Origin of the sequence: Aestuariivirga sp. (assembly GCF_044238155.1) — a bacterium.
Taxonomy (GTDB): Bacteria; Pseudomonadota; Alphaproteobacteria; order Rhizobiales; family Aestuariivirgaceae; genus Aestuariivirga.
This window is the reverse complement of record NZ_JBIIDX010000029.1, coordinates 1-24356: the sequence shown is the minus strand read 5'-3', so window position 1 is coordinate 24356 and position 24356 is coordinate 1. Positions and strand designations below refer to the sequence as shown.

35 protein-coding genes and 1 pseudogene are annotated in these 24356 nt (G+C 60.3%); 4 read left to right on the top strand and 32 right to left on the bottom strand.

Annotated elements, in window-relative coordinates; genetic code table 11:
• The first annotated feature begins 286 nt into the window (after positions 1 to 286).
• The 3 genes from gcvA (at position 287) to uvrA (ending at position 4699) form a co-directional block, all read left to right on the top strand.
• Positions 287 to 1234 carry a transcriptional regulator GcvA gene (gene gcvA, locus ACILRN_RS04885; RefSeq protein ID WP_395686099.1) on the top strand — a complete coding sequence of 316 codons (948 nt, stop codon included), beginning with the start codon at positions 287 to 289 and terminating at the stop codon, positions 1232 to 1234.
• A 34-nt stretch (positions 1235 to 1268) separates the two neighbouring features.
• On the top strand, positions 1269 to 1646 hold the full coding sequence (locus ACILRN_RS04880) for a YkgJ family cysteine cluster protein (RefSeq protein WP_395686098.1): 378 nt from the start codon (positions 1269 to 1271) through the stop codon (positions 1644 to 1646).
• A 131-nt stretch (positions 1647 to 1777) separates the two neighbouring features.
• Entirely contained in the window at positions 1778 to 4699 is a 2922-nt protein-coding gene (gene uvrA / locus ACILRN_RS04875; protein WP_395686096.1) for an excinuclease ABC subunit UvrA, read from the top strand.
• Positions 4700 to 4709: 10 nt separating this feature from the next.
• Here the strand turns inward: uvrA and ACILRN_RS04870 are convergent, their stop codons facing one another.
• Genes ACILRN_RS04870 through ACILRN_RS04860 form a run of 3 tightly spaced genes read right to left on the bottom strand, consistent with a single transcriptional unit; the run spans position 4710 to position 7913 of the window.
• A complete protein-coding gene (locus ACILRN_RS04870; RefSeq protein ID WP_395686094.1) occupies positions 4710 to 6020 on the bottom strand; it encodes a replication-associated recombination protein A in 1311 nt (436 codons plus the stop codon).
• Positions 6020 to 7420 carry a DegQ family serine endoprotease gene (locus tag ACILRN_RS04865; protein ID WP_395686092.1) on the bottom strand — a complete coding sequence of 467 codons (1401 nt, stop codon included), beginning with the start codon at positions 7418 to 7420 and terminating at the stop codon, positions 6020 to 6022. Before ACILRN_RS04865 ends, ACILRN_RS04870 begins: the two co-directional genes overlap by 1 nt.
• 1 nt (position 7421) lies before the next feature.
• Positions 7422 to 7913, bottom strand: a complete 492-nt coding sequence (locus ACILRN_RS04860; RefSeq protein WP_395686090.1) for an Lrp/AsnC family transcriptional regulator — start codon at positions 7911 to 7913, stop codon at positions 7422 to 7424.
• Positions 7914 to 8009: 96 nt separating this feature from the next.
• Between ACILRN_RS04860 and ACILRN_RS04855 the strand changes: the two genes are divergently transcribed.
• Complete coding sequence (locus ACILRN_RS04855) at positions 8010 to 9197, top strand: hypothetical protein (RefSeq protein ID WP_395686088.1); 1188 nt, start codon at positions 8010 to 8012, stop codon at positions 9195 to 9197.
• An 18-nt stretch (positions 9198 to 9215) separates the two neighbouring features.
• Here the strand turns inward: ACILRN_RS04855 and ACILRN_RS04850 are convergent, their stop codons facing one another.
• The 29 genes and pseudogenes from ACILRN_RS04850 to tuf all read right to left on the bottom strand — a co-directional run.
• On the bottom strand, positions 9216 to 9938 hold the full coding sequence (locus ACILRN_RS04850) for an autoinducer binding domain-containing protein (protein WP_395686086.1): 723 nt from the start codon (positions 9936 to 9938) through the stop codon (positions 9216 to 9218).
• 166 nt (positions 9939 to 10104) lie between these two features.
• Entirely contained in the window at positions 10105 to 10530 is a 426-nt protein-coding gene (rplQ, locus tag ACILRN_RS04845) for a 50S ribosomal protein L17 (protein ID WP_395686084.1), read from the bottom strand.
• 49 nt (positions 10531 to 10579) lie between these two features.
• Positions 10580 to 11602 carry a DNA-directed RNA polymerase subunit alpha gene (locus ACILRN_RS04840; protein ID WP_395686082.1) on the bottom strand — a complete coding sequence of 341 codons (1023 nt, stop codon included), beginning with the start codon at positions 11600 to 11602 and terminating at the stop codon, positions 10580 to 10582.
• A gap of 103 nt (positions 11603 to 11705) precedes the next feature.
• On the bottom strand, positions 11706 to 12095 hold the full coding sequence (gene rpsK, locus ACILRN_RS04835) for a 30S ribosomal protein S11 (protein WP_395660345.1): 390 nt from the start codon (positions 12093 to 12095) through the stop codon (positions 11706 to 11708).
• A 13-nt stretch (positions 12096 to 12108) separates the two neighbouring features.
• Positions 12109 to 12477 carry a 30S ribosomal protein S13 gene (gene rpsM, locus ACILRN_RS04830; protein ID WP_395686079.1) on the bottom strand — a complete coding sequence of 123 codons (369 nt, stop codon included), beginning with the start codon at positions 12475 to 12477 and terminating at the stop codon, positions 12109 to 12111.
• A gap of 189 nt (positions 12478 to 12666) precedes the next feature.
• Positions 12667 to 13329, bottom strand: coding sequence for an adenylate kinase (locus ACILRN_RS04825; RefSeq protein WP_395686077.1), 663 nt, complete (start codon positions 13327 to 13329; stop codon positions 12667 to 12669).
• On the bottom strand, positions 13326 to 14657 hold the full coding sequence (gene secY, locus ACILRN_RS04820) for a preprotein translocase subunit SecY (RefSeq protein WP_395686075.1): 1332 nt from the start codon (positions 14655 to 14657) through the stop codon (positions 13326 to 13328). Before secY ends, ACILRN_RS04825 begins: the two co-directional genes overlap by 4 nt.
• Before the next feature lie 63 nt (positions 14658 to 14720).
• Positions 14721 to 15206, bottom strand: coding sequence for a 50S ribosomal protein L15 (gene rplO / locus ACILRN_RS04815; protein WP_395686073.1), 486 nt, complete (start codon positions 15204 to 15206; stop codon positions 14721 to 14723).
• A 12-nt stretch (positions 15207 to 15218) separates the two neighbouring features.
• Positions 15219 to 15407 carry a 50S ribosomal protein L30 gene (gene rpmD / locus ACILRN_RS04810; RefSeq protein ID WP_395686072.1) on the bottom strand — a complete coding sequence of 63 codons (189 nt, stop codon included), beginning with the start codon at positions 15405 to 15407 and terminating at the stop codon, positions 15219 to 15221.
• A 16-nt stretch (positions 15408 to 15423) separates the two neighbouring features.
• A complete protein-coding gene (gene rpsE / locus ACILRN_RS04805; protein ID WP_395686071.1) occupies positions 15424 to 15993 on the bottom strand; it encodes a 30S ribosomal protein S5 in 570 nt (189 codons plus the stop codon).
• Positions 15994 to 16017: 24 nt separating this feature from the next.
• Positions 16018 to 16374 (bottom strand): 50S ribosomal protein L18, encoded by a 357-nt coding sequence (gene rplR, locus ACILRN_RS04800; RefSeq protein ID WP_395686070.1) that lies wholly within the window; start codon positions 16372 to 16374, stop codon positions 16018 to 16020.
• Positions 16375 to 16386: 12 nt separating this feature from the next.
• Positions 16387 to 16920 (bottom strand): 50S ribosomal protein L6, encoded by a 534-nt coding sequence (gene rplF, locus ACILRN_RS04795; RefSeq protein WP_395686068.1) that lies wholly within the window; start codon positions 16918 to 16920, stop codon positions 16387 to 16389.
• Between the two features lie 8 nt (positions 16921 to 16928).
• Positions 16929 to 17327 (bottom strand): 30S ribosomal protein S8, encoded by a 399-nt coding sequence (rpsH, locus tag ACILRN_RS04790; RefSeq protein WP_395686066.1) that lies wholly within the window; start codon positions 17325 to 17327, stop codon positions 16929 to 16931.
• Between the two features lie 25 nt (positions 17328 to 17352).
• The gene (gene rpsN / locus ACILRN_RS04785; protein ID WP_395686065.1) at positions 17353 to 17658 is read right to left on the bottom strand and encodes a 30S ribosomal protein S14; all 306 of its coding nucleotides are present in this window, start codon (positions 17656 to 17658) and stop codon (positions 17353 to 17355) included.
• Positions 17659 to 17688: 30 nt separating this feature from the next.
• Positions 17689 to 18378 (bottom strand): 50S ribosomal protein L5, encoded by a 690-nt coding sequence (rplE, locus tag ACILRN_RS04780; RefSeq protein ID WP_395686063.1) that lies wholly within the window; start codon positions 18376 to 18378, stop codon positions 17689 to 17691.
• Positions 18371 to 18694 (bottom strand): 50S ribosomal protein L24, encoded by a 324-nt coding sequence (gene rplX / locus ACILRN_RS04775; RefSeq protein ID WP_395686061.1) that lies wholly within the window; start codon positions 18692 to 18694, stop codon positions 18371 to 18373. Before rplX ends, rplE begins: the two co-directional genes overlap by 8 nt.
• Complete coding sequence (gene rplN / locus ACILRN_RS04770; RefSeq protein ID WP_395686059.1) at positions 18694 to 19062, bottom strand: 50S ribosomal protein L14; 369 nt, start codon at positions 19060 to 19062, stop codon at positions 18694 to 18696. The genes rplX and rplN overlap by 1 nt, the downstream gene beginning before the upstream one ends.
• Positions 19063 to 19106: 44 nt before the next feature.
• Positions 19107 to 19355 (bottom strand): 30S ribosomal protein S17, encoded by a 249-nt coding sequence (rpsQ, locus tag ACILRN_RS04765; RefSeq protein WP_395686057.1) that lies wholly within the window; start codon positions 19353 to 19355, stop codon positions 19107 to 19109.
• Between the two features lie 11 nt (positions 19356 to 19366).
• Complete coding sequence (gene rpmC, locus ACILRN_RS04760) at positions 19367 to 19561, bottom strand: 50S ribosomal protein L29 (RefSeq protein ID WP_395686056.1); 195 nt, start codon at positions 19559 to 19561, stop codon at positions 19367 to 19369.
• Positions 19562 to 19574: 13 nt separating this feature from the next.
• Positions 19575 to 19988, bottom strand: coding sequence for a 50S ribosomal protein L16 (rplP, locus tag ACILRN_RS04755; protein ID WP_395686054.1), 414 nt, complete (start codon positions 19986 to 19988; stop codon positions 19575 to 19577).
• Positions 19989 to 20007: 19 nt separating this feature from the next.
• A complete protein-coding gene (rpsC, locus tag ACILRN_RS04750) occupies positions 20008 to 20721 on the bottom strand; it encodes a 30S ribosomal protein S3 (protein ID WP_395686052.1) in 714 nt (237 codons plus the stop codon).
• The gene (rplV, locus tag ACILRN_RS04745; protein ID WP_395686050.1) at positions 20721 to 21113 is read right to left on the bottom strand and encodes a 50S ribosomal protein L22; all 393 of its coding nucleotides are present in this window, start codon (positions 21111 to 21113) and stop codon (positions 20721 to 20723) included. The genes rpsC and rplV overlap by 1 nt, the downstream gene beginning before the upstream one ends.
• On the bottom strand, positions 21110 to 21403 hold the full coding sequence (rpsS, locus tag ACILRN_RS04740; RefSeq protein ID WP_395686048.1) for a 30S ribosomal protein S19: 294 nt from the start codon (positions 21401 to 21403) through the stop codon (positions 21110 to 21112). The genes rplV and rpsS overlap by 4 nt, the downstream gene beginning before the upstream one ends.
• 10 nt (positions 21404 to 21413) lie before the next feature.
• Complete coding sequence (rplB, locus tag ACILRN_RS04735; protein WP_395686046.1) at positions 21414 to 22244, bottom strand: 50S ribosomal protein L2; 831 nt, start codon at positions 22242 to 22244, stop codon at positions 21414 to 21416.
• 17 nt (positions 22245 to 22261) lie between these two features.
• Positions 22262 to 22555 carry a 50S ribosomal protein L23 gene (locus ACILRN_RS04730; protein ID WP_395686044.1) on the bottom strand — a complete coding sequence of 98 codons (294 nt, stop codon included), beginning with the start codon at positions 22553 to 22555 and terminating at the stop codon, positions 22262 to 22264.
• Positions 22552 to 23169, bottom strand: a complete 618-nt coding sequence (gene rplD / locus ACILRN_RS04725; RefSeq protein ID WP_395686042.1) for a 50S ribosomal protein L4 — start codon at positions 23167 to 23169, stop codon at positions 22552 to 22554. Before rplD ends, ACILRN_RS04730 begins: the two co-directional genes overlap by 4 nt.
• 12 nt (positions 23170 to 23181) lie before the next feature.
• The gene (rplC, locus tag ACILRN_RS04720; RefSeq protein WP_395686040.1) at positions 23182 to 23886 is read right to left on the bottom strand and encodes a 50S ribosomal protein L3; all 705 of its coding nucleotides are present in this window, start codon (positions 23884 to 23886) and stop codon (positions 23182 to 23184) included.
• A gap of 26 nt (positions 23887 to 23912) precedes the next feature.
• Complete coding sequence (gene rpsJ, locus ACILRN_RS04715) at positions 23913 to 24221, bottom strand: 30S ribosomal protein S10 (RefSeq protein ID WP_395686038.1); 309 nt, start codon at positions 24219 to 24221, stop codon at positions 23913 to 23915.
• Between the two features lie 15 nt (positions 24222 to 24236).
• Positions 24237 to 24356 (bottom strand): annotated as a pseudogene (gene tuf, locus ACILRN_RS04710) (elongation factor Tu); the annotation flags it as partial.

The window sequence follows — 24356 nt, the reverse complement described above, 5'->3', positions numbered from 1 at the left end:
GGCGCCATCCAGGCAGATTATCGTTGCCGGACGCCAAACAGTCCGAACAGCAGTTTCGGCTGCCGGGCAGCTCGAGACTTCGCAGGTGCAACATGATGTGGTGAGCTGCCCTGCTGTAGCATCGCAGCCTGGTAAACCTCTGAATACGCGTTGAAAATCCAATTCATCTTGAGCCTCCTCTGGGCCGAACCTTTCCTTCGTCTGATCACAGGACTATGCCTCTTTCGCTCTTGCGAGACAAACGGCAATAAACTACGTTACCTGTAACATAAACTCACATGATGTCATGGCGCGACGGCTACCCTCACTCAATGCATTGAAGGCCTTTGAAGCTGCAGCCCGGCTGGAGAGCTTCACCGAGGCCGCCGCCGAGCTGTTCGTGACACATGCTGCCATCAGCCGGCACATTCGAGATCTCGAGGAGTGGCTTGGCACCGATCTCTTTACCCGGACTGGCCGCGGGGTGGTCCTTACCGATGCCGGTCGACGATATGGGCTTCGCCTTACCCCCCTCTTCGACCAACTGAGCGATGCCACCCGTGAGGCGGCCGCCGTGGGCGATGTCCGCCAACTCAAGCTCAGCGTCGAGCCAGCCATCGCGTCTCGCTGGCTCGTGCCACGGCTCGGACGTTTCAATGACCTTCACCCGGATATCGAACTCACCATCGACCCCACCAACAAGCTCGCGGACTTCCGGTCCGGCGAGGCTGACGTCGGTATCCGGTATGGGTCGGGGCTCTGGCCGGACGTCGAAGCGATCAAGCTGACGGACGCCCTCATCTTCCCCGTCTGCTCACCCAGGCTGATTGCTGGCCGCGACGGCCTCACGCCAGCTGATCTTGCCGATTTCAACCTGCTGCATGAATCCCGCAAACAATGGTGGGCAGACTGGCTGGCGGCCAATGGGGTCACCGGCGTTGAGGACTGGCGCGGCACGCTGTTCCAGAACCATCTCGCCATTGACGCCGCCGAGGCCGGCCAGGGCTTCGCGCTGGCCGACCAGATGCTGGTCACCGACTCGCTGGTCGAAGGCTGGCTGGTGCGCCCCTTCGCCTTCGACATGAAGGATCACTGGCACTACTGGCTCGTCCGGGCCCGAGGTCCCAAGGAAACCGCCCCGGCCCGCGCCTTCCGTGAATGGCTCATGGGCGAGATCACGGATACCAACAGAAAATATGCGCAACTGACTGGCCAGAAGTCACAAGCCGTTGCAGGCCGCTCGCCATCGGCCTAATCCTTCACGCTTCGCCAAACCGGATCAGAGCCACATGCCACGCAAGAAATATGACTGCCTGAAATGCCCAGGTTACTGCTGCTCCTACCCTGTCATCGAGGTCAAGGACCGCGACGCCCAGCGTATTGCGAAGCATTTTGGCTTGTCGCTGAAGCAGGCTGAAAAGAAGTATTTCAAGTCAGCGCACGGCTACAAGCGCGTCATGCGCCGCAAGAAGGACGAACATTTTGGCAAGATCTGCCAGTTCTTCGATACAACCGAGCGTCGCTGCACGATCTACCTGGCCAGGCCATCAACCTGCCGAAGCTATCCGGGCGAAGGCCGCTGCGGCTACTACGATTTTCTGACGTTCGAGCGCTCCGGCCAAGAGGACGAGACCTACATCTCCACCACCTTTCACGTGGAAAACTGATACCCAGGCCACAGGATCCGCCACGACCGGGTTCATGTGGATAAACCGAACTGACATGGCCACTTCTGCGTACCGACGTTGCAGGCTAGGCCATCCTTGCCGAAGTTTCGTTCTTGATCTACCGGGGGCGCATGCCTGAGCAGAAGAAAGTGATTTCAATTCAGGGGGCGCGCGAGCACAATCTGAAGAACGTGTCCCTGGAACTCCCGCGGGACAAGCTGATCGTGTTCACCGGGCTTTCGGGCTCCGGCAAGTCCTCTCTCGCCTTCGACACCATCTATGCCGAGGGCCAGCGGCGCTATGTCGAGTCGCTGTCGGCCTATGCGCGGCAGTTCCTGGAAATGATGCAGAAGCCGGACGTCGACCAGATCGACGGCCTCTCGCCCGCCATTTCCATCGAACAGAAGACAACAAGCCGCAACCCGCGATCCACAGTGGGCACCGTCACCGAAATCTACGATTACATGCGCCTTCTGTTCGCGCGCATCGGCGTGGCCTACTCCCCCGCAACCGGCCTTCCCATCGAAAGTCAGACGGTCACCAAGATGGTAGACCGCATCCTCGCCCTTCCGGAGGTAACACGCCTCTACCTGCTTGCACCCATCGTGCGCGGTCGCAAGGGCGAATACCGCAAGGAGCTCGCTGAACTTCAGAAAAAAGGCTTCACCCGGGTCAAGATCGATGGCCGCTTTCATGACATCGACAGCGTTCCAGCGCTCGACAAGAAATTCAAGCATGACATCGACGTCGTCATTGATCGGCTCGTGGTCAAGCCTGACCTCGGTACAAGGCTCGCGGACAGCCTGGAGACTGCCCTGAAGCTGGCCGATGGTCTCGCCGTTGCCGAATTCGCCGACAAGCCACTTCCGGCATCCGCCACCTCCGAGGAGGGGGCCAACAAATCCAAGAACGAAACTCATGAGCGCCTGCTGTTTTCGGAGCGTTTCGCCTGCCCAGTCTCTGGCTTCACCATCGATGAAATCGAGCCGCGCCTCTTCTCCTTCAATAATCCGTTTGGCGCCTGCCCCACCTGCGATGGCCTTGGAACACAGCTTCATTTCGAAGCGGAGCTCGTCGTACCCGATACATCCCTGTCAATGCGCGAGGGCGCCATTCTGCCCTGGGCGCGCACGGGCAACACATCTCCCTATTACACCCAGACGCTTGAAGCGCTCGCCCGTCACTACAAGGTATCAATGAGCACACCTTGGAAAGAGCTGCCCAAGAAGGCCCGCGACGGTATCCTTTTCGGCACGGGCGAAGATGAAGTGACCATCGCGTATGACGATGGCATCCGCACCTACAAGACCAAGAAACCCTTCGAGGGCGTGATCGGCAACATTGAGCGGCGCTGGCGGGAGACGGACTCGGAGTGGATGCGCGAGGAGCTCTCCCGCTATCAGTCTGACCATCCCTGCAGCGAGTGTGGTGGCTATCGGTTGAAGCCTCAGTCTCTTGCTGTCAAGCTGGCCGGCAAGCATATTGGCGAGGTGTCGCAACTATCGATCCGCGAAGCAAACACATGGTTCAGCGAACTCGCGGAAACCCTCAAGCCCAAGGACCGCGAGATTGCTGCCCGGATCCTCAAGGAAATCCGCGAGCGCCTCAAGTTCCTCGTGGATGTCGGCCTCGACTATCTCAGCATGTCGCGAAATTCCGGAACACTCTCTGGCGGCGAGAGCCAGCGGATCCGCCTCGCGTCACAGATCGGTTCGGGCCTCACGGGCGTGCTTTACGTACTTGACGAGCCGTCGATCGGCCTTCATCAGCGCGACAATGCTCGGCTTCTCGATACGCTCATCCATCTGCGCGATCTCGGAAACACCGTGATCGTGGTCGAGCATGACGAGGACGCGATCCGCATGGCCGATTATGTCGTCGACATCGGACCTGGTGCGGGGGTTCACGGTGGCAAGATCGTGTCCCAGGGTACGCCGGCGCAGATCATGGCGGATAAAAAATCCCTGACCGGTCAATACCTCACGGGGCTTCAGCAGGTACCCGTACCCAGAGGCCGGCGCAAATGGCAGAAGGGGCGTTCGATCCGGGTCCTTGGCGCCCGCGCCAACAACCTCAAGAATATTTCCGCCGAGATTCCGCTGGGCGTCTTCACCTGCGTGACCGGTGTTTCCGGCGGCGGGAAGTCGACACTTCTGATCGACACTGTCTACCGCGCCGCGGCGCGCAAGCTGATGGGCACGCGCGAGGCGCCCGCCGAGCATGACCGCATCGAGGGCCTCGAATTCCTCGACAAGATCATCGACATCGATCAGAGCCCGATCGGCCGGACGCCGCGCTCCAACCCCGCCACCTATACCGGCGCCTTCACGCCGATCCGGGACTGGTTCGCGGGGCTGCCCGAAGCCAAGGCGCGGGGCTATGAACCGGGCCGCTTCTCGTTCAACGTCAAGGGCGGGCGCTGCGAAACCTGCCAGGGCGACGGTGTCATCAAGATCGAGATGCACTTCCTGCCCGATGTCTATGTCACCTGCGATGCCTGTCATGGGCATCGCTACAACCGCGAGACGCTGGAGATCAAATTCAAGGACAAATCGATCGCCGATGTGCTGGAGATGACGGTAACGGAAGCAGGCGAATTCTTCCGCGCCGTGCCCAGCGTCCGCGACAAGATGGAAACGCTGGAGCGCGTGGGGCTCGGCTACATCAAGGTGGGCCAGCAAGCCACCACGCTCTCAGGCGGCGAGGCGCAGCGAGTCAAGCTTGCCAAGGAACTCTCCAAGCGCGCCACCGGCCGCACGCTTTATCTTCTCGATGAGCCTACTACGGGGCTGCATTTCCATGACGTGAAAAAACTTCTCGAAGTGCTGCATGAGTTGGTCGAGCAGGGCAACACCGTGGTCGTGATCGAACACAATCTCGAAGTTATCAAGACCGCTGACTGGCTTATCGATCTTGGCCCAGAGGGTGGAGACGGCGGCGGTGAAATCGTCGTGGCGGGCACGCCCGAAGATGTGATCCGGGAGAAGCGCAGTTATACAGGCCGCTTCCTGAAGGACGTCCTGCGCAAAGCCAAGCAGCAGGCTGCCGAGTGATCTCCGGGCCTTAGCGGCTGCGCTCCTGCCTCAGTCGCTCCCAGTACTCCAGCCGTTTCCTCACCTCTCGTTCGAAACCACGCTCCACAGGGTGATAGTAGCTCTCGCGGCCTAGCCCCTCCGGAAAATAATTCTGACCTGAGAAGCCATCCGGCTCATCGTGATCATAGCGATAGCCGGTTCCATACTCCTGTTGCTTCATGAGCTTGGTTGGCGCGTTGAGGATGATCTTGGGCGGCATCAGCGAACCCGTTTGCTGTGCCCGCCCGCTTGCGGCTTTGTAGGCCGTATACAGCGCATTCGACTTTGGCGCTGTCGCGACATAGACTACGGCCTGTGCAATCGCCAACTCACCCTCCGGGCTGCCCAGAAAATCATAAGCCTCTTTGGCCAGCAGCGCCTGTTGCAGAGCAGCGGGGTCGGCCAATCCAACGTCCTCCACCGCCATCCGCACCACGCGGCGGACAATGAATAACGGATCTTCACCAGCAACCAGCATGCGAGCAAGATAATAGAGTGCGGCGTCCGGGTCTGAACCGCGCACGGACTTATGGAGTGCGGATATCAGATTGTAGTGTCCATCCGATGCCTTGTCATAGAGCGGCAGCCGCTTCTGCACGGTGCGCGCCAGGTCCGCAGGCGTTAGTGCCGCTCCCCCCGCGGGAACGGCAGCAAAAATCTCCTCCAGCAAGTTGAGGAAATAGCGCCCATCACCGTCTGCCAACGAGCAGATTGCGCTTCGTGCAGCCTCATCTGCAGGAAGCGGTCGGCGCTCATACACCTCAGCCCGCCGGATCAGGGCGTCCAGCGCATTCGCCTTGAGGCGATTGAGGACAAGAACTTGGGCCCTCGACAGCAGCGCCCCGTTGAGTTCGAAGGACGGGTTCTCCGTCGTGGCTCCGACCAGGATGATGGTTCCATCCTCGACAAATGGCAGGAAGGAGTCCTGCTGCGACTTGTTGAAACGATGGATCTCGTCGACGAACAAAAGCGTACCCCGCCCCTGCTCGCGGCGGATGCGGGCCTGCTCGAATACCTTCTTGAGATCGGCAACACCCGAAAAAATTGCTGAGATTTGCTCGAAGGCCAAACCTGTCTCACCCGCCAGCAGGCGTGCGATGGTCGTCTTGCCCGTACCCGGCGGTCCCCACAGGATGATCGACGGGATGCGTCCGGCCGCAAGCATGCGCGTGATGACACCGTCTTCGCCAACGAGATGGTCCTGTCCAACCACGTCGGACAGCTTCTGAGGCCTCAGCCTGTCGGCGAGCGGGCGTGGCGCCTCACTACCCAGTCCGGCAGCGGCAAACAGCGTCGACATCAGCCCCCGATCGCAATTTTAATGCTGCGGCCCCCGCGATTGATCTCGATGCGCCAGAAACCCTCGTCTCCGGACAGGGCGGACGTGAGGTCCTCCACCGAACCCACCTTCTGCCTGTTGACCTCGACAATCACGTCGCCACGCTTGACGAAGCGCGCCGCAGGTCCGTCTTCGAGCCGCACGACCACCACGCCGGTTGCGTCAGCCGGAAGATCAACCTCATCAGCAACAGCGGGCGACAGATTGGCGACCACGGCGCCAGCGAAAGGGTTCTTACCCTCGATAGTCGTCTCCGAACGCGCCACAGTTTCGGGAGCAGCGATCATCGTCACCTGGGTTTCCCGGCGCTCACCCTTGCGCAGATACTCGATGATTGTGGCAGCGCCAATCGACGTCGTCGCCACGCGGTATCCCAATTCCTGTGCGCTTTCGACGGGCTTTCCTTCCACGGCGAGTATGATGTCGCCACGTTTCAATCCAGCCACTCCAAGTGGGCTGTCCGGGTGCAGGCTGACAATCAATGCGCCCTCTGGCCTCGCCATCCCGAGCGAAGATGCGATATCGGACGTTACATCCTGAACCTCGGCGCCGATCCACGGACGGCGGATTGCCTGCCCCCCGCTTTCGGCAGTCGCAACGACTGTCTTCACCATGTTTGACGGAATGGCAAAACCAATACCAATCGAACCGCCACCGCGGGAGAAAATTGCCGTGTTGATGCCGATCAGCTCACCCTTCACGTTGACCAGAGCACCACCGGAGTTTCCAGGGTTGATGGCGGCATCGGTCTGGATGAAGAACTGATAGTCGGTGACGCCGATCCGCGTTCGCGCAAGAGCTGACACAATGCCACTCGTGACTGTCTGGCCAACCCCGAACGGGTTGCCGATTGCCAAAACGAGATCGCCTACCTCGAGCGCATCGGAATCTCCAAGCGTCAGAGCAGGCAGGTCCTCGTCAGGAACCTCGATCTTGAGCACGGCAAGGTCAGTGCGCTCGTCAGCCAGGAGGACCTTGGCATCAAACTCGCGCCGATCGGCCAGAACTACCTTGATGTCACTGTCGGTTCCTATCACATGGTGATTGGTGACGATCAATCCAGAGGGATCAACCAGCACGCCTGAGCCCAGCGAATTCTGCACGCGCTTGCGCGCGCCCCCCATCGATCCGCCATCACCGAAGAAACGCCTGAAAAATGGATCCTGAAACAGGCTGTTGCTGCGCTGTTCCTGCAGGCGTTGCGCGTAGACATTGACAACGGCTGGCGCTGAGCGTTTCACCAGAGGCGCAAATGACAGCTGCAGCTCAGCCACGGACTGCGGCACCGCCTCCTCGGCTCTGGCGGCGGGCCCGGCAGGCAGCAGTAACATCAGCAGGACGGCAAGCAGGATTCGGTACATGTCACTCCTCACGGGCGGTAGTCAGGCCCTGGTTGCGATCTAGTTTTGTTGACAGGATGACCGAGGTTTCCACCCGCGTGACACCTGGAATCTGACCGATGCGATCAATCAATGCGTCCATATCAGCGGATGATTGAGTCCTCACTTGGGCAATGAGATCGAACTTGCCGCTCACCGTATGCAGGGTCCGAACCTGGGGAAACCGGGCCAGTTGCCGGGCGAGTTCGATCTGGCGTCGCGGCTCGACCGCCAGCGTCACGAAGGCACTCAATCCGCCCTCCTCAAGCTCCTTCGCCAGGCGAATGGTAAAGGCCCTGATAACACCTGCTTCCCTGAGCCGGACCAGCCGGTCCTGAACCGTTGTACGCGACAGGCCGAGCCTGCGGGCCAGAACGGCTACCGGCAAGCGCGAATCAAGCTGGAGAAGCTCGATCAGCTCCTCATCCTTCGGCGTTAGCTGTAGTTTCGTCACAACGCTGTCCTTCGCCGTCATATCGACGACTCATCCGGCACAATTCAGCACACTGCCGTGTTCATTCCAACAGCTCTGAGCCCTATCTGCACCGCCATGTGTCCTCTGGAGGTTGCCATGGCTCAGACTGCCCGCAAGACCCGAAACAATATTGCCTCAGAAGATGCCATGGCCGTCAGCCTTGCTGCGAGCCCGGACGATCCGGTTTTCTGCTTCAGTGCGACCGCGCTGCGTGCTCGCCTCGCGGTGTTCCATGCCGGATTCCCTGGGCGGGTGAGCTATGCCGTCAAGGCAAATCCCTCCACTGAGGTCTTGAGCACCCTGTCTGGCGCGGGCCTGCGCCATTGGGATGTCGCGTCCGTCCACGAAATGGCCGCCGTTCAGGCCATCCAGCCAGGCGCGGTTTTCCACTACCACAACCCGGTCAAGTCGCGCCGGGAGATCTTCACCGCCTTTCACCGCTTCGGCTGCCGCCGCTTTGCAGTGGACGCGCGCGAAGAGATCGAAAAGATCGCTGCAATCGTAGGCACAGCCAGCGGCGTCGAGCTGGCGGTTCGCTTCGTGCTGCCGCGCGCGCAGGGCCTGTCCGCGCATGACTTCTCAACCAAGTTTGGCGCACCCGAGGCTGCAGCGGCCGGGCTCGTTGCCATGATTGCGCGACTGGGTCTCACACCTGTCCTCACCTTCCATCCCGGCTCGCAGTCGCGGGATCCAGCTGTGTATGTACGCCATATCGAAGCCGCCCGCCGTATCGTCGACGCAGCCGCGACACCCGTGAAGACGCTGAACGTCGGCGGTGGATTTCCCGCCAGCTATCCGCTCAGCAGGCCCGCATCTATTTCCCAGTTCTTCGAAGCCATCGATACGGCAACCACCCGCTGCTTCGGCGACATTGGCAGGCCGCTGCTTGAATGTGAGCCAGGCCGTGGCCTGGTTGCCAGTTCCATGTCCCTTCTGACTTCCATCAAGCTGGTCTGCTCAGATGGTGACGATGTCTTCCTCAATGATGGCATCTATGGCGGACTGATGGAGTTCATGCAGGTCCCTGAACTGCAGCCACCCCATCGTGCCATCCGCAATGGCGCAACCCTGACCGGTCCAGTCAAGCAATGGAAAGTGTTCGGGCCAACCTGCGACCCGCTGGATGTCCTTCCCGTGAAACTCGATCTGCCGCTTGATCTCCGCGAGGGTGACTACATCGAATTCGGCACGCTGGGCGCCTATGGGCTGGCCACAGCTACCCGATTCAATGGTTATGGCTGCCACGCCGTCGTACCAGTCGAGACCGTCTTCACCGGCGCATGATCGCAAGCACGTGAGACTTCATCCGAGCATGTCATGCCGGACGGCTATTGCAACTGCGTGAGCTTTGGTTCTGGCCTGCAGCTTGTCCATTGCCTTTGCGCCATAGAGCTTGACTGCACTCTCGCTGAGCCTGAGCAGTCTTGCTGTCTCCCTGGCAGTCTTGCCCTCGGCGGCCCAGTACAGCACCTCCCGCTCCCGCGGACTCAACGTCATCGGACCGATCGATTCGTGGAGCTCTGTGACCTGCCGCATCCGGTGATGAAAATAGTGGGCAAAGAGGTGCAGGTCGTTCGCCAGTTCGCGCCTGACCTCGCTCCAGTCGCGATCGGCACAATTGAAATTGATGGAGAACAGAGCGTCACCGTAGCCAGGCTCGCGGATCGGGATGGAGATGCCATGGCGTCCTACGCCGAAACGCTCTGCCGTGGCATGTATCCTTTCGACTGATGCATCACTGCGGCGCACCTCGTCCCAATCGAGGGGCAGGAGCCTGCTGAAGCACACACTGAATGCTCTGTCCCCGTGCGGCGAATATTCGCGCATATAGACGGCCGTGTAGCTCTCGTCATAGGTCGAAAGCCATTTCATGCGATCGGGGGCATTCTGAAGCGAACCCAGAAACCAGTATGACAGGTGGAGCACCTGAAACCGGTCGCGGGCGGAGCGCAAGGCTTGTACCGGCTCGGCGAGATCCGTGAACGGCTCCTGGCTGGCGCTGAAGATGTCAAATCGGCCAGTCATCGCGTCGATCCGCTCATTCCTCTCGATCCACCCCCGCAAGCTCAGCCTGGCAACCGACGCGTAATTCCGCCGGATGCACACCACTTATATTCATACATTTAGATCAAAAGCAGAAAAGGGCAACGTTTCCGCTGCCCCTGCCCGAAGAATTCCTGAAACTGATCGATCAGGCTGCGGCTTCGGCCGTCTCCTCCACCTTCTGGCTCGGACCCGAGTCGAGACCGCGCGCACTAACATCGCGATCGACGAACTCGATCACCGCCATTGGCGCCTGATCTCCATAACGGAAGCCTGCCTTCATGATGCGCAGATATCCGCCGTTGCGGCTTGCATAACGCTTTGCAATTACGTCGAAGAGTTTACGAACCTGTGTTTCGTCGCGCATCTGCGCAATGGCCATCCGCCGGGAATGCAATCCGCCACGCTTCGCAAGCGTCACGAGTTTCTCGACCACCGGGCGAAGGTCTTTCGCCTTCGGCAAGGTCGTCACGATCTGCTCATGCTTTATCAAAGCTGCCGCCATATTGGCAAACATTGCTTCGCGGTGTTCAGCCGTACGGTTGAACCGGCGACCTCTGAAACCATGACGCATAACCGTTCTCCTTCACTCTCGGCGCACCACGGGTGCCACCATATCATTCTCAATAATGCTGTTCGTACTTCTTGGCCAGTTCGTCGATGTTTTCAGGCGGCCAATTCGGCACTTCCATGCCGAGGTGCAAACCCATCTGCGCCAGAACTTCCTTGATCTCGTTCAGCGACTTGCGACCAAAATTTGGTGTACGGAGCATTTCCGCCTCAGTCTTCTGAATCAGATCGCCGATATAGACGATATTGTCGTTCTTCAGGCAGTTTGCCGAGCGCACGGACAGTTCGAGCTCATCCACTTTCTTTAGAAGAGCCGCATTGAACTCCAACTCTGGGCGTGTCTCCTCGATCACCGCCTTTGACGGTTCGGAGAAGTTGATGAACACCGACAACTGGTCCTGCAGGATCCGGGCTGCATATGCGACCGCGTCATCGGGCGTCACGGACCCATCGGTTTCGACGTTCATGATGAGCTTGTCGTAGTCGAGGATCTGTCCCTCACGCGTATTCTCGATCTTGAAGGACACCCGCTTCACCGGGCTGTAGATCGAGTCAACTGGAATGAGACCGATCGGAGCGTCCTCCGGGCGGTTGCGCTCTGCGGAGACATAGCCCTTGCCGGTGCTGACGGTGAACTCGATGCGAACCTCAGCGCCTTGATCAAGCGTACAGATGACATGCTCAGGATTGAGGATCTGTATGTCTCCAGTGACCTGGATGTCGCCGGCGCGAACCACGCCAGGCCCCTCCTTGCGAAGCATCAGCCGCTTCGGACCCTCACCCTGCATGGAGATGGCAATCTCCTTGATGTTGAGGATCATGTCCGTCACATCCTCGCGCACACCGGCAATCGATGAGAACTCGTGCAGAACTCCATCGATATGAACGGAGGTCACTGCCGCACCCTGCAGCGATGACAGCAACACGCGGCGCAGGGCATTGCCAAGCGTCGTGCCAAATCCCCGCTCCAGCGGTTCGGCCACAAAGGTGGCTATGCGACGGCGGTCGCGGCCCGACTGAACATCCAGCTTCGATGGACGGATCAGCTCTTGCCAATTCTTCGGGTTTACTTGCATCTTTTGTGCTTCCTGTCGAAAATCTGGTGAGCCTGACGGAGCACCACGTTTTCAGAAGATGAATTCGGACCGTCTTCCAGCCGCGGGGCGGCCGGGGGCGAGACTAGACACGCCGGCGCTTGGGAGGCCGGCACCCATTGTGAGGAATGGGGGTGACATCACGGATCGACGTCACCTGAAGGCCACAGGCCTGCAGAGCGCGCAGCGCCGACTCGCGGCCAGCGCCTGGACCGGATACTTCGACCTCGACAGTGCGCATGCCGTGTTCCATCGCAGCGCGCCCGACCTGTTCGGCCGCAACCTGTGCCGCATAGGGCGTCGACTTGCGCGAGCCCTTGAAGCCCAGCTTGCCTGCAGAGGCCCAGACGATGGCGTTGCCCTGCACGTCGGTGATCGTGATCATCGTGTTGTTGAACGACGAGTTCACATGGACCACGCCGGAGGAAATGTTCTTGCGCTCTTTGCGGCGCGGACGTTGCGCTTCCTTAGCCATGTTCTTTCAGCCTTTACTTCTTCTTGCCGGCGATTGCCTTGGCGGGCCCCTTACGGGTGCGGGCGTTGGTGTGAGTGCGCTGGCCGCGCACCGGCAACCCCTTGCGGTGCCGCATGCCACGGTAGCAACCAAGGTCAGTAAGACGCTTGATGTTGATGGATACTTCGCGCCGCAGGTCACCTTCCACAACGTAATCGCGGTCGATCACCTCGCGGATGGCAAGAACCTCAGCGTCAGACAGCGCATTGACGCGCTTTTCTGGTGCTATCCGTGTCTTTTCACAGATCTCGAGGGCATTCACTGGTCCAATGCCATAAATGTAGCGCAGTGCAATCGCCACTGGCTTGCTTGTCGGGATGTTGACGCCTGCAATACGGGCCACGCCTTTTCTCCTAGTTTTTTCAACAGCTTGAGCTGTCGAATTCGTCTAAATTCCTCGCTTCAGCCGGCCCCTGTCAAAGGCACAAGGCCGTACCCCAAGGGTCGCTCCCCCTGAAGCCAGCCTGTCACGTACCGAATTTGAGCGCGCTTCTAGAGGTGAATCGCCGCGGCGTCAACCTCCTGAATCGACTCAAATCGGCCGCTGCGGCCCTTTCAGCACGTCTTCGATCTGGCGGGTCACCTCAGCGATGTCCGCCATCCCGTCAATCGTCCTCAATACTCCACGGCCGCTGTAATACTGCACAAGCGGCGCGGTCTGGGCGTTGTAGACGAAAAGCCGGTCGCGGACCGTCTTTTCATTGTCGTCAGCGCGGCGGTTGAACTGGGTGCCCCCGCACACGTCGCAAACGCCGGCAGCCTTCGGTATCTCGAAACGGTCGTGATAGCCCTTGCCGCACTTGGCACAGGTATACCTGCCGGTGATGCGCCCGACGAGCGCTTCATCATCCACCTTCATCTCGATCACGGCATCGAGCTTCAGCCCCTTGCCGGCGAGCATTCTGTCCAGCGCCTCTGCCTGAGCGGTATTGCGCGGAAACCCGTCGAGAATGAAGCCGCCGCGAACATCCGGCTGCCCAAGACGGTCGGATATGATGCCGACCACGACGTCATCAGGAACCAGCTCGCCCCGGTCCATGATCGTCTTGGCGCGGCGCCCTGTCTCCGTCCCAGCTGCCACAGCGGCCCGCAGCATGTCACCCGTCGACAGCTGCTTCATGCCATGCCGATCTTCCATCAGCCTGGCCTGGGTTCCCTTCCCCGCCCCTGGGGGCCCAAGAAGGATGATGTTCACCGCTTGCCTCCGCGAAGCTTTGATTTCTTGATCAACCCCTCATACTGCTGTGCAAGAAGATGACCCTGGACCTGTGCCACCGTATCCATGGTCACGCTCACGACGATGAGCAATGACGTACCGCCGAAGTAGAACGGCACGCCGGTGTAGCCGATCAGGAATTCGGGAAGCAGACAGACGACGGTCAGATAAAGCGCTCCGACAAGTGTGATCCGCGTCAGCACATAATCGATGTACTCGGCAGTACGCTCTCCTGGTCGGATGCCAGGAATGAACCCGCCATACTTCTTCAAGTTATCCGCCGTCTCCTGCGGGTTGAACATGATGGAAGTGTAGAAGAAGGCAAAGAAAACGATCAGTATGGCGTAGAGCGCCAGAAACAGCGGCTGGCCGTGCCCGACCATTGCCGTAATGGTATTGAGCCAGTCAGGCCCCTGGCCCTTGGTGAAATTGGCCACCGTAATCGGCAGCAGCAGCAGGGAAGACGCAAAGATCGGTGGAATGACACCAGACGTATTGAGCTTGAGTGGCAGATGAGAGCTCTCGCCCTGAAACATCTTGTTGCCAACCTGCCGCTTCGGATACTGGATCAACAGGCGGCGCTGGGCGCGCTCCATGACGACGATGAAGGCAATCACCGCCACCGCCATGATGATTATGCCAAGGATCACGAATGTGGTGATCTGTCCGGTCCGGCCCAACTCGAGCAGACCGGCGATACCGGCGGGCAGCCCGGCGACGATGCCCGCAAATATGATCAGCGAGATGCCGTTTCCAATGCCGCGCGAGGAGATCTGCTCGCCGAGCCACATAAGGAACACGGTGCCGCCGGTCAGCGTGATGACGGTCGACAGCCGGAAGAACATGCCCGGATCAGTCACTAGGCCAGGCTGCCCCTCAAGGCCCACCGCGATGCCGTAGGACTGGAGTGCAGCCAGAAGCACTGTTCCGTAACGGGTGTACTGATTGATCTTCTTGCGCCCCTGCTCACCCTCTTTCTTGAGTTGCTCAAGATGGGGGGACACCGATGTCATCAGCTGTATGATGATCGATGCAGAAATATAGGGCATGATGTTGAGGGCAAAAATCGCCATGCGCCCCAGAGCGCCACCGGCAAGATTGTTGACCCAGCCAAGGATGCCCGAAGAATTCTGAGCCGCGAACTTCGCCAGTTCGACGGCATCAATGCCGGGTATTGGAATGTAGCTTCCCAGCCGATAGACGATCAGCGCACCGAGCGTAAACCAGATCCGCTTTTTCAGATCCTCGGACTTGGCGAGAGCGCCAAGATTCAGATTGGCAGCAAGTTGTTCGGCCGCTGATGCCATGGTCTCGTCCTTATCGCGGTTCCAGCACCCTTGATGAGGGAACGGTCGACCGCGCTTGCAAGCTTAAGTAGCGTCCTCGGCCTTTTCGACCGGCTTCAGAACCTTCACCGAGCCGCCAGCCTTCTTCACGGCCTCAACGGCGCCAGCCGTTGCATGATAAACCTCAAAATTCAGCTTGGCCTTGAGTTCACCCTTGCCGAGCAACCTTACGCCGCCACGCGCCGATGAAATCACGCCGGCAGCAACCAGAGCCGCAGCTGTCACCGGCGCTGCAGCATCAAGCTTCTTTGCGTCGACGGCTGCCTGCACGCGGGACAGGTTCACCTCGCTGTATTCAACTGCATTCGGCTTGTTGAACCCCCGCTTGGGCAAGCGGCGGTAGATCGGCATCTGCCCGCCTTCAAAACCTGCCTTGGCGCCGCCCTTGCGCGCTGTCTGGCCTTTGCCGCCGCGGCCTGCCGTCTTGCCAAGTCCGGAGCCAATGCCACGGCCAACCCGCTTGCGAGCGTGGCGCGCACCAGGATTGTCGGCAATCTCGTTGAGCTTCATAGCAGCTGTTCCTTATTCGACAACGCGCACCAGGTGCGCAACCTTGGCAATCATGCCGCGCACCGCAGGCGTGTCCTGCAGCGTCGACGTCTTGCGCATCTTGTTCAGGCCAAGCCCGATCAGCGTGGCGCGCTGCTCCGCGGGGCGGCGCTGCGGGCTGGCAACCTGCTGGATCGTCACAGTCTTATTCGCCTTCGCCATGTTCACTCTTCTCCGCTTACTCGGCCACTGCCTCGCCACCACGGCGGCGCAGCACGTCAGACACCTTCTTGCCCCGGCGCGAGGCAACAGCGCGCGGGCTGGTCTGCTTCTTCAATGCGTCAAAGGTCGCGCGCACCATGTTGTAGGGGTTGGATGAACCCTTCGACTTGGCAACCACATCCTGCATGCCGACCGACTCGAACACGGCGCGCATCGGGCCGCCGGCGATGATACCGGTTCCGGGGGGCGCAGTGCGCAGCGTCACCTTGCCAGCGCCCCAACGGCCATCGATATCGTGGTGCAGAGTGCGGCCCTCGCGCAGTGGCACGCGGATCAAGCCACGCTTGGCCGACTCGGTTGCCTTGCGTACCGCCTCGGGTACTTCGCGCGCCTTGCCATGCCCAAAGCCGACCCGACCCTTCTGATCACCAACCACGACGAGTGCGGCGAACCCAAAGCGCTTGCCGCCCTTCACCACCTTGGCAACACGGTTGATGTGCACCAGCTTGTCGATGAACTCGCTATCGCGCTCCTCCCGGTTGTCCCGGTCCTTGCGGTCGCCACGCTCCGAACGTTCCTTAGCCATTTACCTATCCTTCGCCGGAGAAAATCAGAAGTTCAAGCCGCCCTCGCGGGCAGCGTCCGCGAGCGCCTTGACGCGCCCGTGATAGAGATAACCGCCGCGGTCAAACACGACGTCCTTCACGCCAGCCTTGATCGCACGCTCGGCAATGAGCTTGCCAATGGTCGTTGCCGCGGCCTTGTCGGCGCCGGTCTTGATGGAGCCCTTGAGGCTCTTCTCGAGGCTCGATGCTGCTGCCAGGGTCACGCCCTTTGCATCATCAATAACCTGGGCATAGATGTTCTTGGACGACCTGAACACCGACAGCCGGGGGCGCAGTGCGCCGCGCGCGGCGAGCGCCTTGCGCACGCGGGTCTTGCGGATATTTTGTGCTTTCGAGGCCATGGCCACCACCTGTTACTTCTTCTTGCCTTCCTTGCGGAAGATGTATTCACCAGCGTACTTGACGCCCTTGCCCTTATATGGCTCGGGTCCGCGGAACTCGCGGATCTCGGCCGCAACTTGACCGACACGCTGCTTGTTGATCCCCGATACCGTGATCTCGGTTGGCTTCGGCGTCTTGATCTCGATGCCGTCCGGGATCGGATAGTTGATATCATGGCTGTAGCCGAGCGCCAGACTCAGAACCTTGCCCTGGACCGCCGCGCGGTAACCCACGCCGTTGATCTCCAGCGACTTGCTGTAGCCCTCCGTCACACCCTTGATCATGTTCGAGATCATGGTGCGCGACATGCCCCAGGCAGAGCGCGAGAGCTTGGTTTTGTCCCTTGGTTCGACCTTTACGCCGCCCTGCTCCATCTTCGCCATCACCCGGTCGGTGAGCACGAACTTGAGTTCGCCCTTGGGACCCTTGACCGAGACATTGCTGCCCGCGACATTCACGGTCACGCCGGCCGGGACTGGAACTGACTTCTTACCGATACGAGACATGTGAGACCTCAGAACACGGTGCAGAGAACTTCGCCGCCGACATTCTGCGCGCGCGCATCGGCGTCCGACATCACGCCCTTGGGAGTCGACAGGATGGAAATACCCAGGCCATTGTAGACCGTGGGCAGAGCGCCGACCGAGACATAAACACGGCGGCCAGGCTTGGACACGCGGTTCAGCTCGCGGATGACCGGCGCGCCATCGAAGTATTTCAGCTCAACTTCGATCTGGGCCTTGTTGTTGCCCTGCTGCACCACCGCAAAGCCGCGGATGAACCCCTCAGACTGCAGAACGCCAAGGACATTCTCACGCAGCCTGGAATGGGGCATCGCCACGCTGGACTTGCCCCTCTCCTGCGCGTTCCGGATGCGAGCGAGCATGTCGCCGATCGGATCATTCACACTCATTCTTCTCTCCTGAAGTCCGTATCTGTTACCAGCTCGACTTGACCATGCCGGGGATCAGACCCAGGTTGGCCATCTCGCGAAGCGCCAGACGCGACATCTTAAGTTTACGGTAATAGGCACGCGGGCGACCCGTTACTTCACAACGATTACGGATCCGGGTCTTGGCGGAATTGCGCGGCAGCTCAGCCAGCTTGAGCTGGGCGCTGAAGCGATCCTCGATCGGAAGCGACTTATTGTGAATGATCGCCTTAAGCTTCGCACGCTTTGCAGCATACTGCTTCGCCATCTTGCGGCGGCGGTTGTTCTTTTCTACCGAGCTCGTTTTCGCCATATGGGCTTTACCTCAGCCTTGTACTGTTTCTTAGGCCGCCTTGCGGGCGGGCTTGCGGAACGGGAAGTTGAAGGCATCGATCAACGCGCGGGCCTCGGCATCGGTCTTGGCCGAGGTGCAGATGATCACGTCCATGCCCCAGACACGATCGATCTTGTCGTAGTCGATCTCCGGGAAGATGATGTGTTCCTTGATCCCGAACGCGTAGTTACCACTGCCATCGAAACTGCGATCAGTGAGACCGCGGAAGTCACGAACGCGCGGCAGGGCAATGTTGATGAGGCGGTCGAGGAACTCGTACATGCGCACCTTGCGCAGTGTCACCTTGGCGCCGATCGCGAGATTCTCGCGGATCTTGAACTGGGCGATCGCCTTGCGGGACTTGGTGACGACCACCTTCTGACCGGCGATCTTCTCCAGTTCACCGGCCGCCACCTGAACCAGCTTGGAGTCCTGCGTTGCCTCACCGATGCCCATGTTGAGCACGATCTTGGTGATCTTCGGAACCTGCATGGCATTGGAATAACCGAATTCCTTGAGGAGTTGCGGACGCACCACCTCGTCATAATGCTTCCGCAGGCGCGGCACGTAGCCCTCGGGCGCACCCTCTGAACCAGGCGCAGCCGTGGCCGGAGCGGACTTATCCGCCTTGGCGCGGGCCTTTGGCTTGGCCTCGCCCGCCGACTTGGCAGCGGGCTTCTTGGTCTCTTCCTTAGCCATCGATCACTTCTCCCGAACGCTTGGCCACGCGAACCTTCTTGCCGTCAGCCAGCGTCTTGAAACCGACACGGGTGGGCTTTCCATCCTTGGGATCGCGCAGTGCGAGATTGGACACGTGCAAGGGCATTTCCTTCGAAATGATACCGCCCTCCTGCGCCGCCGACTGCTTCTGATGCCGCTTGACCAGGTTGATACCGCGCACCACCGCGCGATTTTCTGCCGGGATCACACGGATCACCTCGCCCTGCCGACCCTTGTCCTTGCCGGTGAGGACCACAACCTTGTCACCCTTCCGGATCTTGAGTTTCGCCGCCATCACAGCACCTCCGGCGCAAGCGAAATGATCTTCATCTGGTTCTTGGCGCGCAGCTCACGCGGAACGGGCCCGAAGATGCGCGTCCCCACAGGCTCGCCCTGCGCATTGATCAGCACTGCTGCATTTCGGTCGAAGCGGATGACCGACCCGTCAGGACGGCGGATGTCCTTCGCGGTCCTCACCACGATGGCCTTCATAACGCTACCCTTCTTGACGCGGCCGCGCGGAATCGCGTCCTTCACCGACACCACGATGATGTCGCCGACGGAAGCGTATTTCCGCTTGGAACCGCCCAGCACCTTGATGCACTGAACCCGGCGGGCGCCGGAATTGTCCGCGACATCGAGATTTGTTTCTTGCTGGATCATCTGATCACCCGTTCACTCATGGGGCCCTTGGGCCCGAATTTCCCTTAGGCCTGCCCGGCCGCAACCTTGCCAACCAGAGCCCAGCGCTTCTGCTTCGACAGCGGCCTGGTTTCCTCGATGCGCACGATATCGCCAGCCTTGGCCTCGTTCTTTTCATCATGGGCGTGATACTTCTTGGACAGGCGAACTGTCTTCTTGAGTACCGGATGACGCAAGCGGCGCTCGACAAGCACCACGATGGTCTTGTCATTCTTGTCGCTTACCACAACACCCTGCAGGATGCGCTTTGGCATGTTCTTCTCTCCTACTTCGCGGCGGCCTGCTGCGACTGCACGGTCTTGAGGCGTGCAATGTCACGGCGGATCTGGCGCATGCGCGCGGTGTTCTCGACCTGGCCCGTCGCCCTCTGGAAGCGCAGGTTGAACTGCTCCTTCTTGAGCTTCAGTATTTCGTCCTTGACCTGGTCGTTGGTCATGGCCCGGATGTCCTTGGCCTTCATGGCACTCACCCTCTTATTCACCCAGGCGCGCAACGAAGCGCGTCTTGATCGGAAGTTTCGCAGCGGCAAGCCCGAGCGACTCCTCCGCAACCTGCCGCGGCACGCCGTCGATCTCGAACAGAACCCGGCCCGGCTTCACACGCGCCGCCCAATACTCCGGCGAACCCTTGCCCGATCCCATGCGGACCTCGGCCGGCTTCTTGGAAACCGGAACATCCGGGAACACCCGGATCCAGATGCGACCGGCGCGCTTCATGCCGCGTGCCAAGGCGCGGCGGGCGGCCTCGATCTGGCGCGCGGTAAGCCGATCCGGCTCGAGCGCCTTTAGCCCGAAGGCGCCGAAATCAAGCGTGTTACAGCTCGTCGACTTGCCGTGAATGCGGCCCTTAAAGGCCTTCCGGAACTTGGTACGCTTTGGTTGCAGCATTGTCGCTAACCCTCAATCCTCAAGCCGCGTCGCGGTCGCGGCGACCGCGGGAGGCTCCGGCATCGGCCGGCTCGTTCATGCGCTTGTCCTGTGCCATCGGATCATGTTCGAGGATCTCACCCTTGAAGATCCAGACCTTGACGCCGTTGGTGCCATAGGTGGTAAAGGCCGTCGACGTCCCGTAATCAACGTCGGCGCGCAGGGTATGAAGCGGCACGCGGCCCTCGCGATACCACTCCGTACGGGCGATTTCGGCACCACCCAGGCGGCCGGAACAGGTGATCTTGATCCCCTCTGCACCCATGCGCTGAGCAGACTGCACGGCGCGCTTCATGGCGCGCCTGAAGGCCACGCGGCGCTCCAGTTGCTGTGCGATGTTCTCCGCAACCAGGTTGGCATCGATCTCGGGCTTCCGAACCTCAACGATATTGAGGTGGACCTCGGACCCCGTCATGTCCTGAACCTTCTTGCGCAGCTTTTCGATGTCCGCGCCCTTCTTGCCGATCACCACGCCCGGACGGGCGGAGTAGATCGTCACTCGGCACTTCTTGTGAGGCCGCTCGATTAGGATCTTGGACACACCAGCCTGCTTCAGCTCCTTCTTGAGGTATTCGCGGATCGCGATGTCCTCATGCAGAAGCTTGCCATACTCGCGAGAGCCCGCGAACCAGCGCGAGTCCCAGGTACGGTTTACGCCAAGGCGAAGACCAACCGGATTGACTTTCTGACCCATCAGGCGGCCTCCTTGCTTTCTTCGCGAACTTCCCGGACCACGATCGTCAGTTCACTGAAGAACTTCTCGATGTGCCCGACGCGGCCACGGGCATTTGGCATCCAGCGCTTCATCACCAGATTCTTGCCCACCCAGGCCTCGGCCACGACCAGCCGGTTGATGTCGAGTTGATGGTTGTTCTCAGCATTCGCAATTGCGGACTCCAGCGTCTTCTTGATGTCCTTGGCGATGCGGCGGCGGGAGAAGGTCAGGTAGGCGAGCGCCTTCTCGGCCTTCATGCCGCGGATTTCGGAGGCAACGTCATTCAGCTTGCGCGGAGAAATGCGGATCGACCGGGTGACGGCCTTCGCCTCGTTCTCGGGCAGGGCGCGCGGACGCGGCTTCTTGCTCATGACTTACCTCCGGCTGGGGCCTTCTTGTCCCCGGCCGAATGGCTGTGGAAGGTACGGGTCGGCGCGAATTCACCGAGCTTGTGACCCACCATCTCCTCCGACACCAGGACAGGAATGAACTTGTTGCCGTTATGAACCTGAAACGTCAGGCCCACGAACTGCGGCAGTATGGTCGAACGCCGGCTCCAGGTCTTGATCGCCGGGGCGCGTCCACCAGCGCCACGCGCGGCTTCCACTTTCTTCAGGAGATACCCGTCCACAAACGGGCCTTTCCAAACGGAACGTGTCACGGTCTACCTCTTACTGAGACTTCTTGCGGTCGTGGCGCGACCGCACGATGAATTTCTGGGTCCGCTTGTTTGAACGGGTCTTGGTGCCCTTTGTCGGCTTGCCCCAGGGTGTGGCCCAGTGCTTGCCGCCGTTGGTGCGTCCACCGTTGGGGTGATCAACCGGATTGCGCGCAATACCACGCGAAATCGGCCGCTCGCCTTTCCACCGTGAACGACCCGCCTTGCCAACCACTTCGTTCATGTGGTCAGGGTTGGAAACTGCTCCCACGCTTGCCATGCAGGAGGCATCCACCATGCGGGTTTCGCCCGACTTCAGCTTGAGCAGTACATAGCCTTGGTCACGGCCCGCGACCATGGCGTAGGTGCCCGCCGAGCGCGCCAGCGACCCGCCCTTGCCAGGCTTCGTTTCAACATTGTGAACGATCGTGCCGACCGGCATGGATCCGAGCGGCATCGCATTGCCAGGCTTCACGTCCACGGAACGTCCGGCAACGACCGAATCCCCGACAGAGAGGCGCTGGGGCGCAAGGATATAGGCCTGCTCGCCATCCTGGTACGTTATCAGCGCGATGAAAGCGGTGCGATTTGGATCATATTCCAGCCGCTCGACCACGGCTGGAACATCGAGCTTCTGGCGGCGGAAGTCGATGACCCGGTAGGACCGCTTATGGCCACCGCCCTGCCCGCGGGTCGTGATACGGCCGGTGTTGCCACGGCCGCCGTTCTTGGCCAGACCTTCGACCAGCCCCTTCACAGGCTTGCCCTTCCACAACTGGCTACGGTCCACCTGAATCAGGTGGCGCCGGCCGGCGCTGGTTGGATTGAATGTTTTGAGTGCCATTGTCCTGATCCTGCTGCTCAGAGGCCCGTCGTCACGTCAAGGCGCTGGCCCTCTTCGAGGGTCACGTAGGCCTTCTTTACGTCGCTCAAGGTGGCCGCCTGCCCGCGGAAGCGGCGCTGCTTACCCTTGCGGACAAGCGTGTTCACCGCCTTGACCTTCACGCCGAACAAGCCCTCGACAGCCTTCTTGATCTCGGGCTTGGTGGCAGTGCGCGCCACGTTGAACACAACCTGATTATGCTCTGACACCAGCGTGCCTTTTTCGGTCACGGCGGGGCTACGGATGATGTCGTAGAAATGTTCCTTGCTCACTTGAACCGCGCCTCCAGCGCTTCGACAGCCGCCTTGGTCAGCACCAGCTTCTTGCGGCGGAGAATATCATAGACATTGATGCCCTGGATGGGCAGCACGTCGATGTTGGGAATGCTGCGAGCAGCGCGAGCGAAGCTCTCGTTCACGGCAGCACCATCGATGATCAGCGCGTTGACCAGGCCAAGCTGCTCGAACGCCCTGACGAGCGTCTTGGTCTTGCCGTCCGAAGCCGCGCTGTCGAGGATAACCAGTGACTGGTCCTTCACCTTGCTCGAGATTGCGTGACGCAGCCCCAGCGCGCGGATCTTCTTGTTCAATGCTGTCTCGTGACTGCGGAACCGAGGCCCGAAAGCCTTGCCGCCGCCCACGAAGATGCCCGCCTTGCGGGAACCGTGGCGGGCGCCGCCCGAACCCTTCTGGGGCCCGAGCTTCTTGGTGGTGCGCGAAATCTCGCCGCGTGACTTGGCCTGATGCGTACCCTGCTGGCGCTTGTTCAGCTGCCACTGGATGACGCGGTGGATCAGGTCGGCGCGAGGCTCGAGACCGAAGATGTGGTCCGCAAGTTCGATACTGCCGGCCGTCTTGGCCTCTATGGTATGAATGTCGGCTTTCATGTCCGTCACTCCCTACTCTGCCGCCGGGGCTGCCGAGGCATCCGGCATCTTGAATGCTCCAGGCTTGGGCGCCGCATCCGGAAGCTTGCGCTTGACGGCATCGCGAACCGAAACCCACGCCCCCTTGACACCCGGAACGGACCCCTTGACCATGATGAGACCACGGCCAGCGTCCGTCTTGACCACCACGATGTTCTGCGTGGTAACCGTCTCAGCACCGAGATGGCCCGGCATCTTCTTGTTCTTGAACACCTTGCCAGGATCCTGGCGGTTACCGGTCGAACCGATCGAGCGATGGCTGATCGACACGCCGTGCGTGGCGCGCAAGCCACCGAAATTCCACCGTTTCATGCCACCAGCAAAGCCCTTGCCCATCGTCGTCGCAGTAACGTCGACGAACTGACCCGGAACGAAATGCTCTACGGTGATCTCGGCACCAACCGGAATGATATTCTCCGGCGACACTCGAAACTCCTTCAGCTTCCGCTTCGGCTCAACCTTGGCCACAGCAAAGTGACCCCGATCGGCCTTGGTAAGCCGTTTGATCTTTGGAACGCCGGCACCAAGCTGCAACGCCGCATAGCCGTGCTTGTCGGGCGTCTTTTGCGCCACGACCTGACAGTTATCGACCTTCAACACGGTCACAGGAACGGCTGCTCCCTCTTCCGTGTAGATGCGGGTCATACCCAGCTTCTGTGCGATGAGACCAGAACGCATCGCTTCACTCCTTCAAAGCTCTGGACTCAGAGCTTGATTTCAACATCGACGCCTGCAGCCAGATCGAGCTTCATCAAAGCATCAACCGTCTGCGGTGTCGGATCGACGATATCGAGCAGGCGGCGGTGAGTCCGCATCTCGAACTGTTCACGGCTCTTCTTGTCCACATGTGGCGAGCGGTTCACGGTGAAGCGCTCGATCCGCGTGGGAAGCGGCACCGGCCCGCGAACCTGCGCGCCAGTACGCTTGGCCGTGTTGACGATCTCACGTGTCGAGGTATCGAGAACACGATGATCGAAGGCCTTGAGCCGGATGCGGATGTTTTGACGTTGCATGTGACCTGTCCGCCCTTAATCCGTGATCTTGGCGACGACGCCGGCGCCGACGGTACGGCCGCCCTCGCGGATGGCGAAGCGCAGCTTTTCTTCCATGGCGATCGGCGTGATCAGCTCGACGTCAAAGGAGATGTT

Excerpts from the sequence above, each read along its gene's own strand:
- gcvA (WP_395686099.1), top strand. The coding sequence starts at position 287 with ATGGCGCGACGGCTACCCTCACTCAATGCATTGAAGGCCTTTGAAGCT.
- rpsH (WP_395686066.1), bottom strand. The coding sequence starts at position 17,327 with ATGAGTGTGAATGATCCGATCGGCGACATGCTCGCTCGCATCCGGAAC.
- rpsK (WP_395660345.1), bottom strand. The coding sequence starts at position 12,095 with ATGGCTAAGGAAGCGCAACGTCCGCGCCGCAAAGAGCGCAAGAACATT.
- rpmD (WP_395686072.1), bottom strand. The coding sequence starts at position 15,407 with ATGGCGAAGGCGAATAAGACTGTGACGATCCAGCAGGTTGCCAGCCCG.
- ACILRN_RS04880 (WP_395686098.1), top strand. The coding sequence starts at position 1,269 with ATGCCACGCAAGAAATATGACTGCCTGAAATGCCCAGGTTACTGCTGC.
- ACILRN_RS04850 (WP_395686086.1), bottom strand. The coding sequence starts at position 9,938 with ATGACTGGCCGATTTGACATCTTCAGCGCCAGCCAGGAGCCGTTCACG.
- secY (WP_395686075.1), bottom strand. The coding sequence starts at position 14,657 with ATGGCATCAGCGGCCGAACAACTTGCTGCCAATCTGAATCTTGGCGCT.
- rpsN (WP_395686065.1), bottom strand. The coding sequence starts at position 17,658 with ATGGCGAAAACGAGCTCGGTAGAAAAGAACAACCGCCGCCGCAAGATG.
- uvrA (WP_395686096.1), top strand. The coding sequence starts at position 1,778 with ATGCCTGAGCAGAAGAAAGTGATTTCAATTCAGGGGGCGCGCGAGCAC.
- rplP (WP_395686054.1), bottom strand. The coding sequence starts at position 19,988 with ATGCTGCAACCAAAGCGTACCAAGTTCCGGAAGGCCTTTAAGGGCCGC.
- rplX (WP_395686061.1), bottom strand. The coding sequence starts at position 18,694 with ATGGCGGCGAAACTCAAGATCCGGAAGGGTGACAAGGTTGTGGTCCTC.
- rplB (WP_395686046.1), bottom strand. The coding sequence starts at position 22,244 with ATGGCACTCAAAACATTCAATCCAACCAGCGCCGGCCGGCGCCACCTG.
- rpsE (WP_395686071.1), bottom strand. The coding sequence starts at position 15,993 with ATGGCTAAGGAACGTTCGGAGCGTGGCGACCGCAAGGACCGGGACAAC.
- ACILRN_RS04840 (WP_395686082.1), bottom strand. The coding sequence starts at position 11,602 with ATGCAAGTAAACCCGAAGAATTGGCAAGAGCTGATCCGTCCATCGAAG.
- rplO (WP_395686073.1), bottom strand. The coding sequence starts at position 15,206 with ATGAAGCTCAACGAGATTGCCGACAATCCTGGTGCGCGCCACGCTCGC.
- ACILRN_RS04860 (WP_395686090.1), bottom strand. The coding sequence starts at position 7,913 with ATGACGGCGAAGGACAGCGTTGTGACGAAACTACAGCTAACGCCGAAG.
- rpsC (WP_395686052.1), bottom strand. The coding sequence starts at position 20,721 with ATGGGTCAGAAAGTCAATCCGGTTGGTCTTCGCCTTGGCGTAAACCGT.
- ACILRN_RS04865 (WP_395686092.1), bottom strand. The coding sequence starts at position 7,420 with ATGTACCGAATCCTGCTTGCCGTCCTGCTGATGTTACTGCTGCCTGCC.
- rplV (WP_395686050.1), bottom strand. The coding sequence starts at position 21,113 with ATGAGCAAGAAGCCGCGTCCGCGCGCCCTGCCCGAGAACGAGGCGAAG.
- ACILRN_RS04855 (WP_395686088.1), top strand. The coding sequence starts at position 8,010 with ATGGCTCAGACTGCCCGCAAGACCCGAAACAATATTGCCTCAGAAGAT.
- rplF (WP_395686068.1), bottom strand. The coding sequence starts at position 16,920 with ATGTCTCGTATCGGTAAGAAGTCAGTTCCAGTCCCGGCCGGCGTGACC.
- rpsQ (WP_395686057.1), bottom strand. The coding sequence starts at position 19,355 with ATGCCAAAGCGCATCCTGCAGGGTGTTGTGGTAAGCGACAAGAATGAC.
- rplC (WP_395686040.1), bottom strand. The coding sequence starts at position 23,886 with ATGCGTTCTGGTCTCATCGCACAGAAGCTGGGTATGACCCGCATCTAC.
- rplQ (WP_395686084.1), bottom strand. The coding sequence starts at position 10,530 with ATGCGTCATGGTTTCAGAGGTCGCCGGTTCAACCGTACGGCTGAACAC.
- rplN (WP_395686059.1), bottom strand. The coding sequence starts at position 19,062 with ATGATCCAGCAAGAAACAAATCTCGATGTCGCGGACAATTCCGGCGCC.
- rpsJ (WP_395686038.1), bottom strand. The coding sequence starts at position 24,221 with ATGCAACGTCAAAACATCCGCATCCGGCTCAAGGCCTTCGATCATCGT.
- rplR (WP_395686070.1), bottom strand. The coding sequence starts at position 16,374 with ATGGCCTCGAAAGCACAAAATATCCGCAAGACCCGCGTGCGCAAGGCG.
- rpmC (WP_395686056.1), bottom strand. The coding sequence starts at position 19,561 with ATGAAGGCCAAGGACATCCGGGCCATGACCAACGACCAGGTCAAGGAC.
- ACILRN_RS04870 (WP_395686094.1), bottom strand. The coding sequence starts at position 6,020 with ATGTCGACGCTGTTTGCCGCTGCCGGACTGGGTAGTGAGGCGCCACGC.
- rplE (WP_395686063.1), bottom strand. The coding sequence starts at position 18,378 with ATGGCTAAGGAAGAGACCAAGAAGCCCGCTGCCAAGTCGGCGGGCGAG.
- rplD (WP_395686042.1), bottom strand. The coding sequence starts at position 23,169 with ATGAAAGCCGACATTCATACCATAGAGGCCAAGACGGCCGGCAGTATC.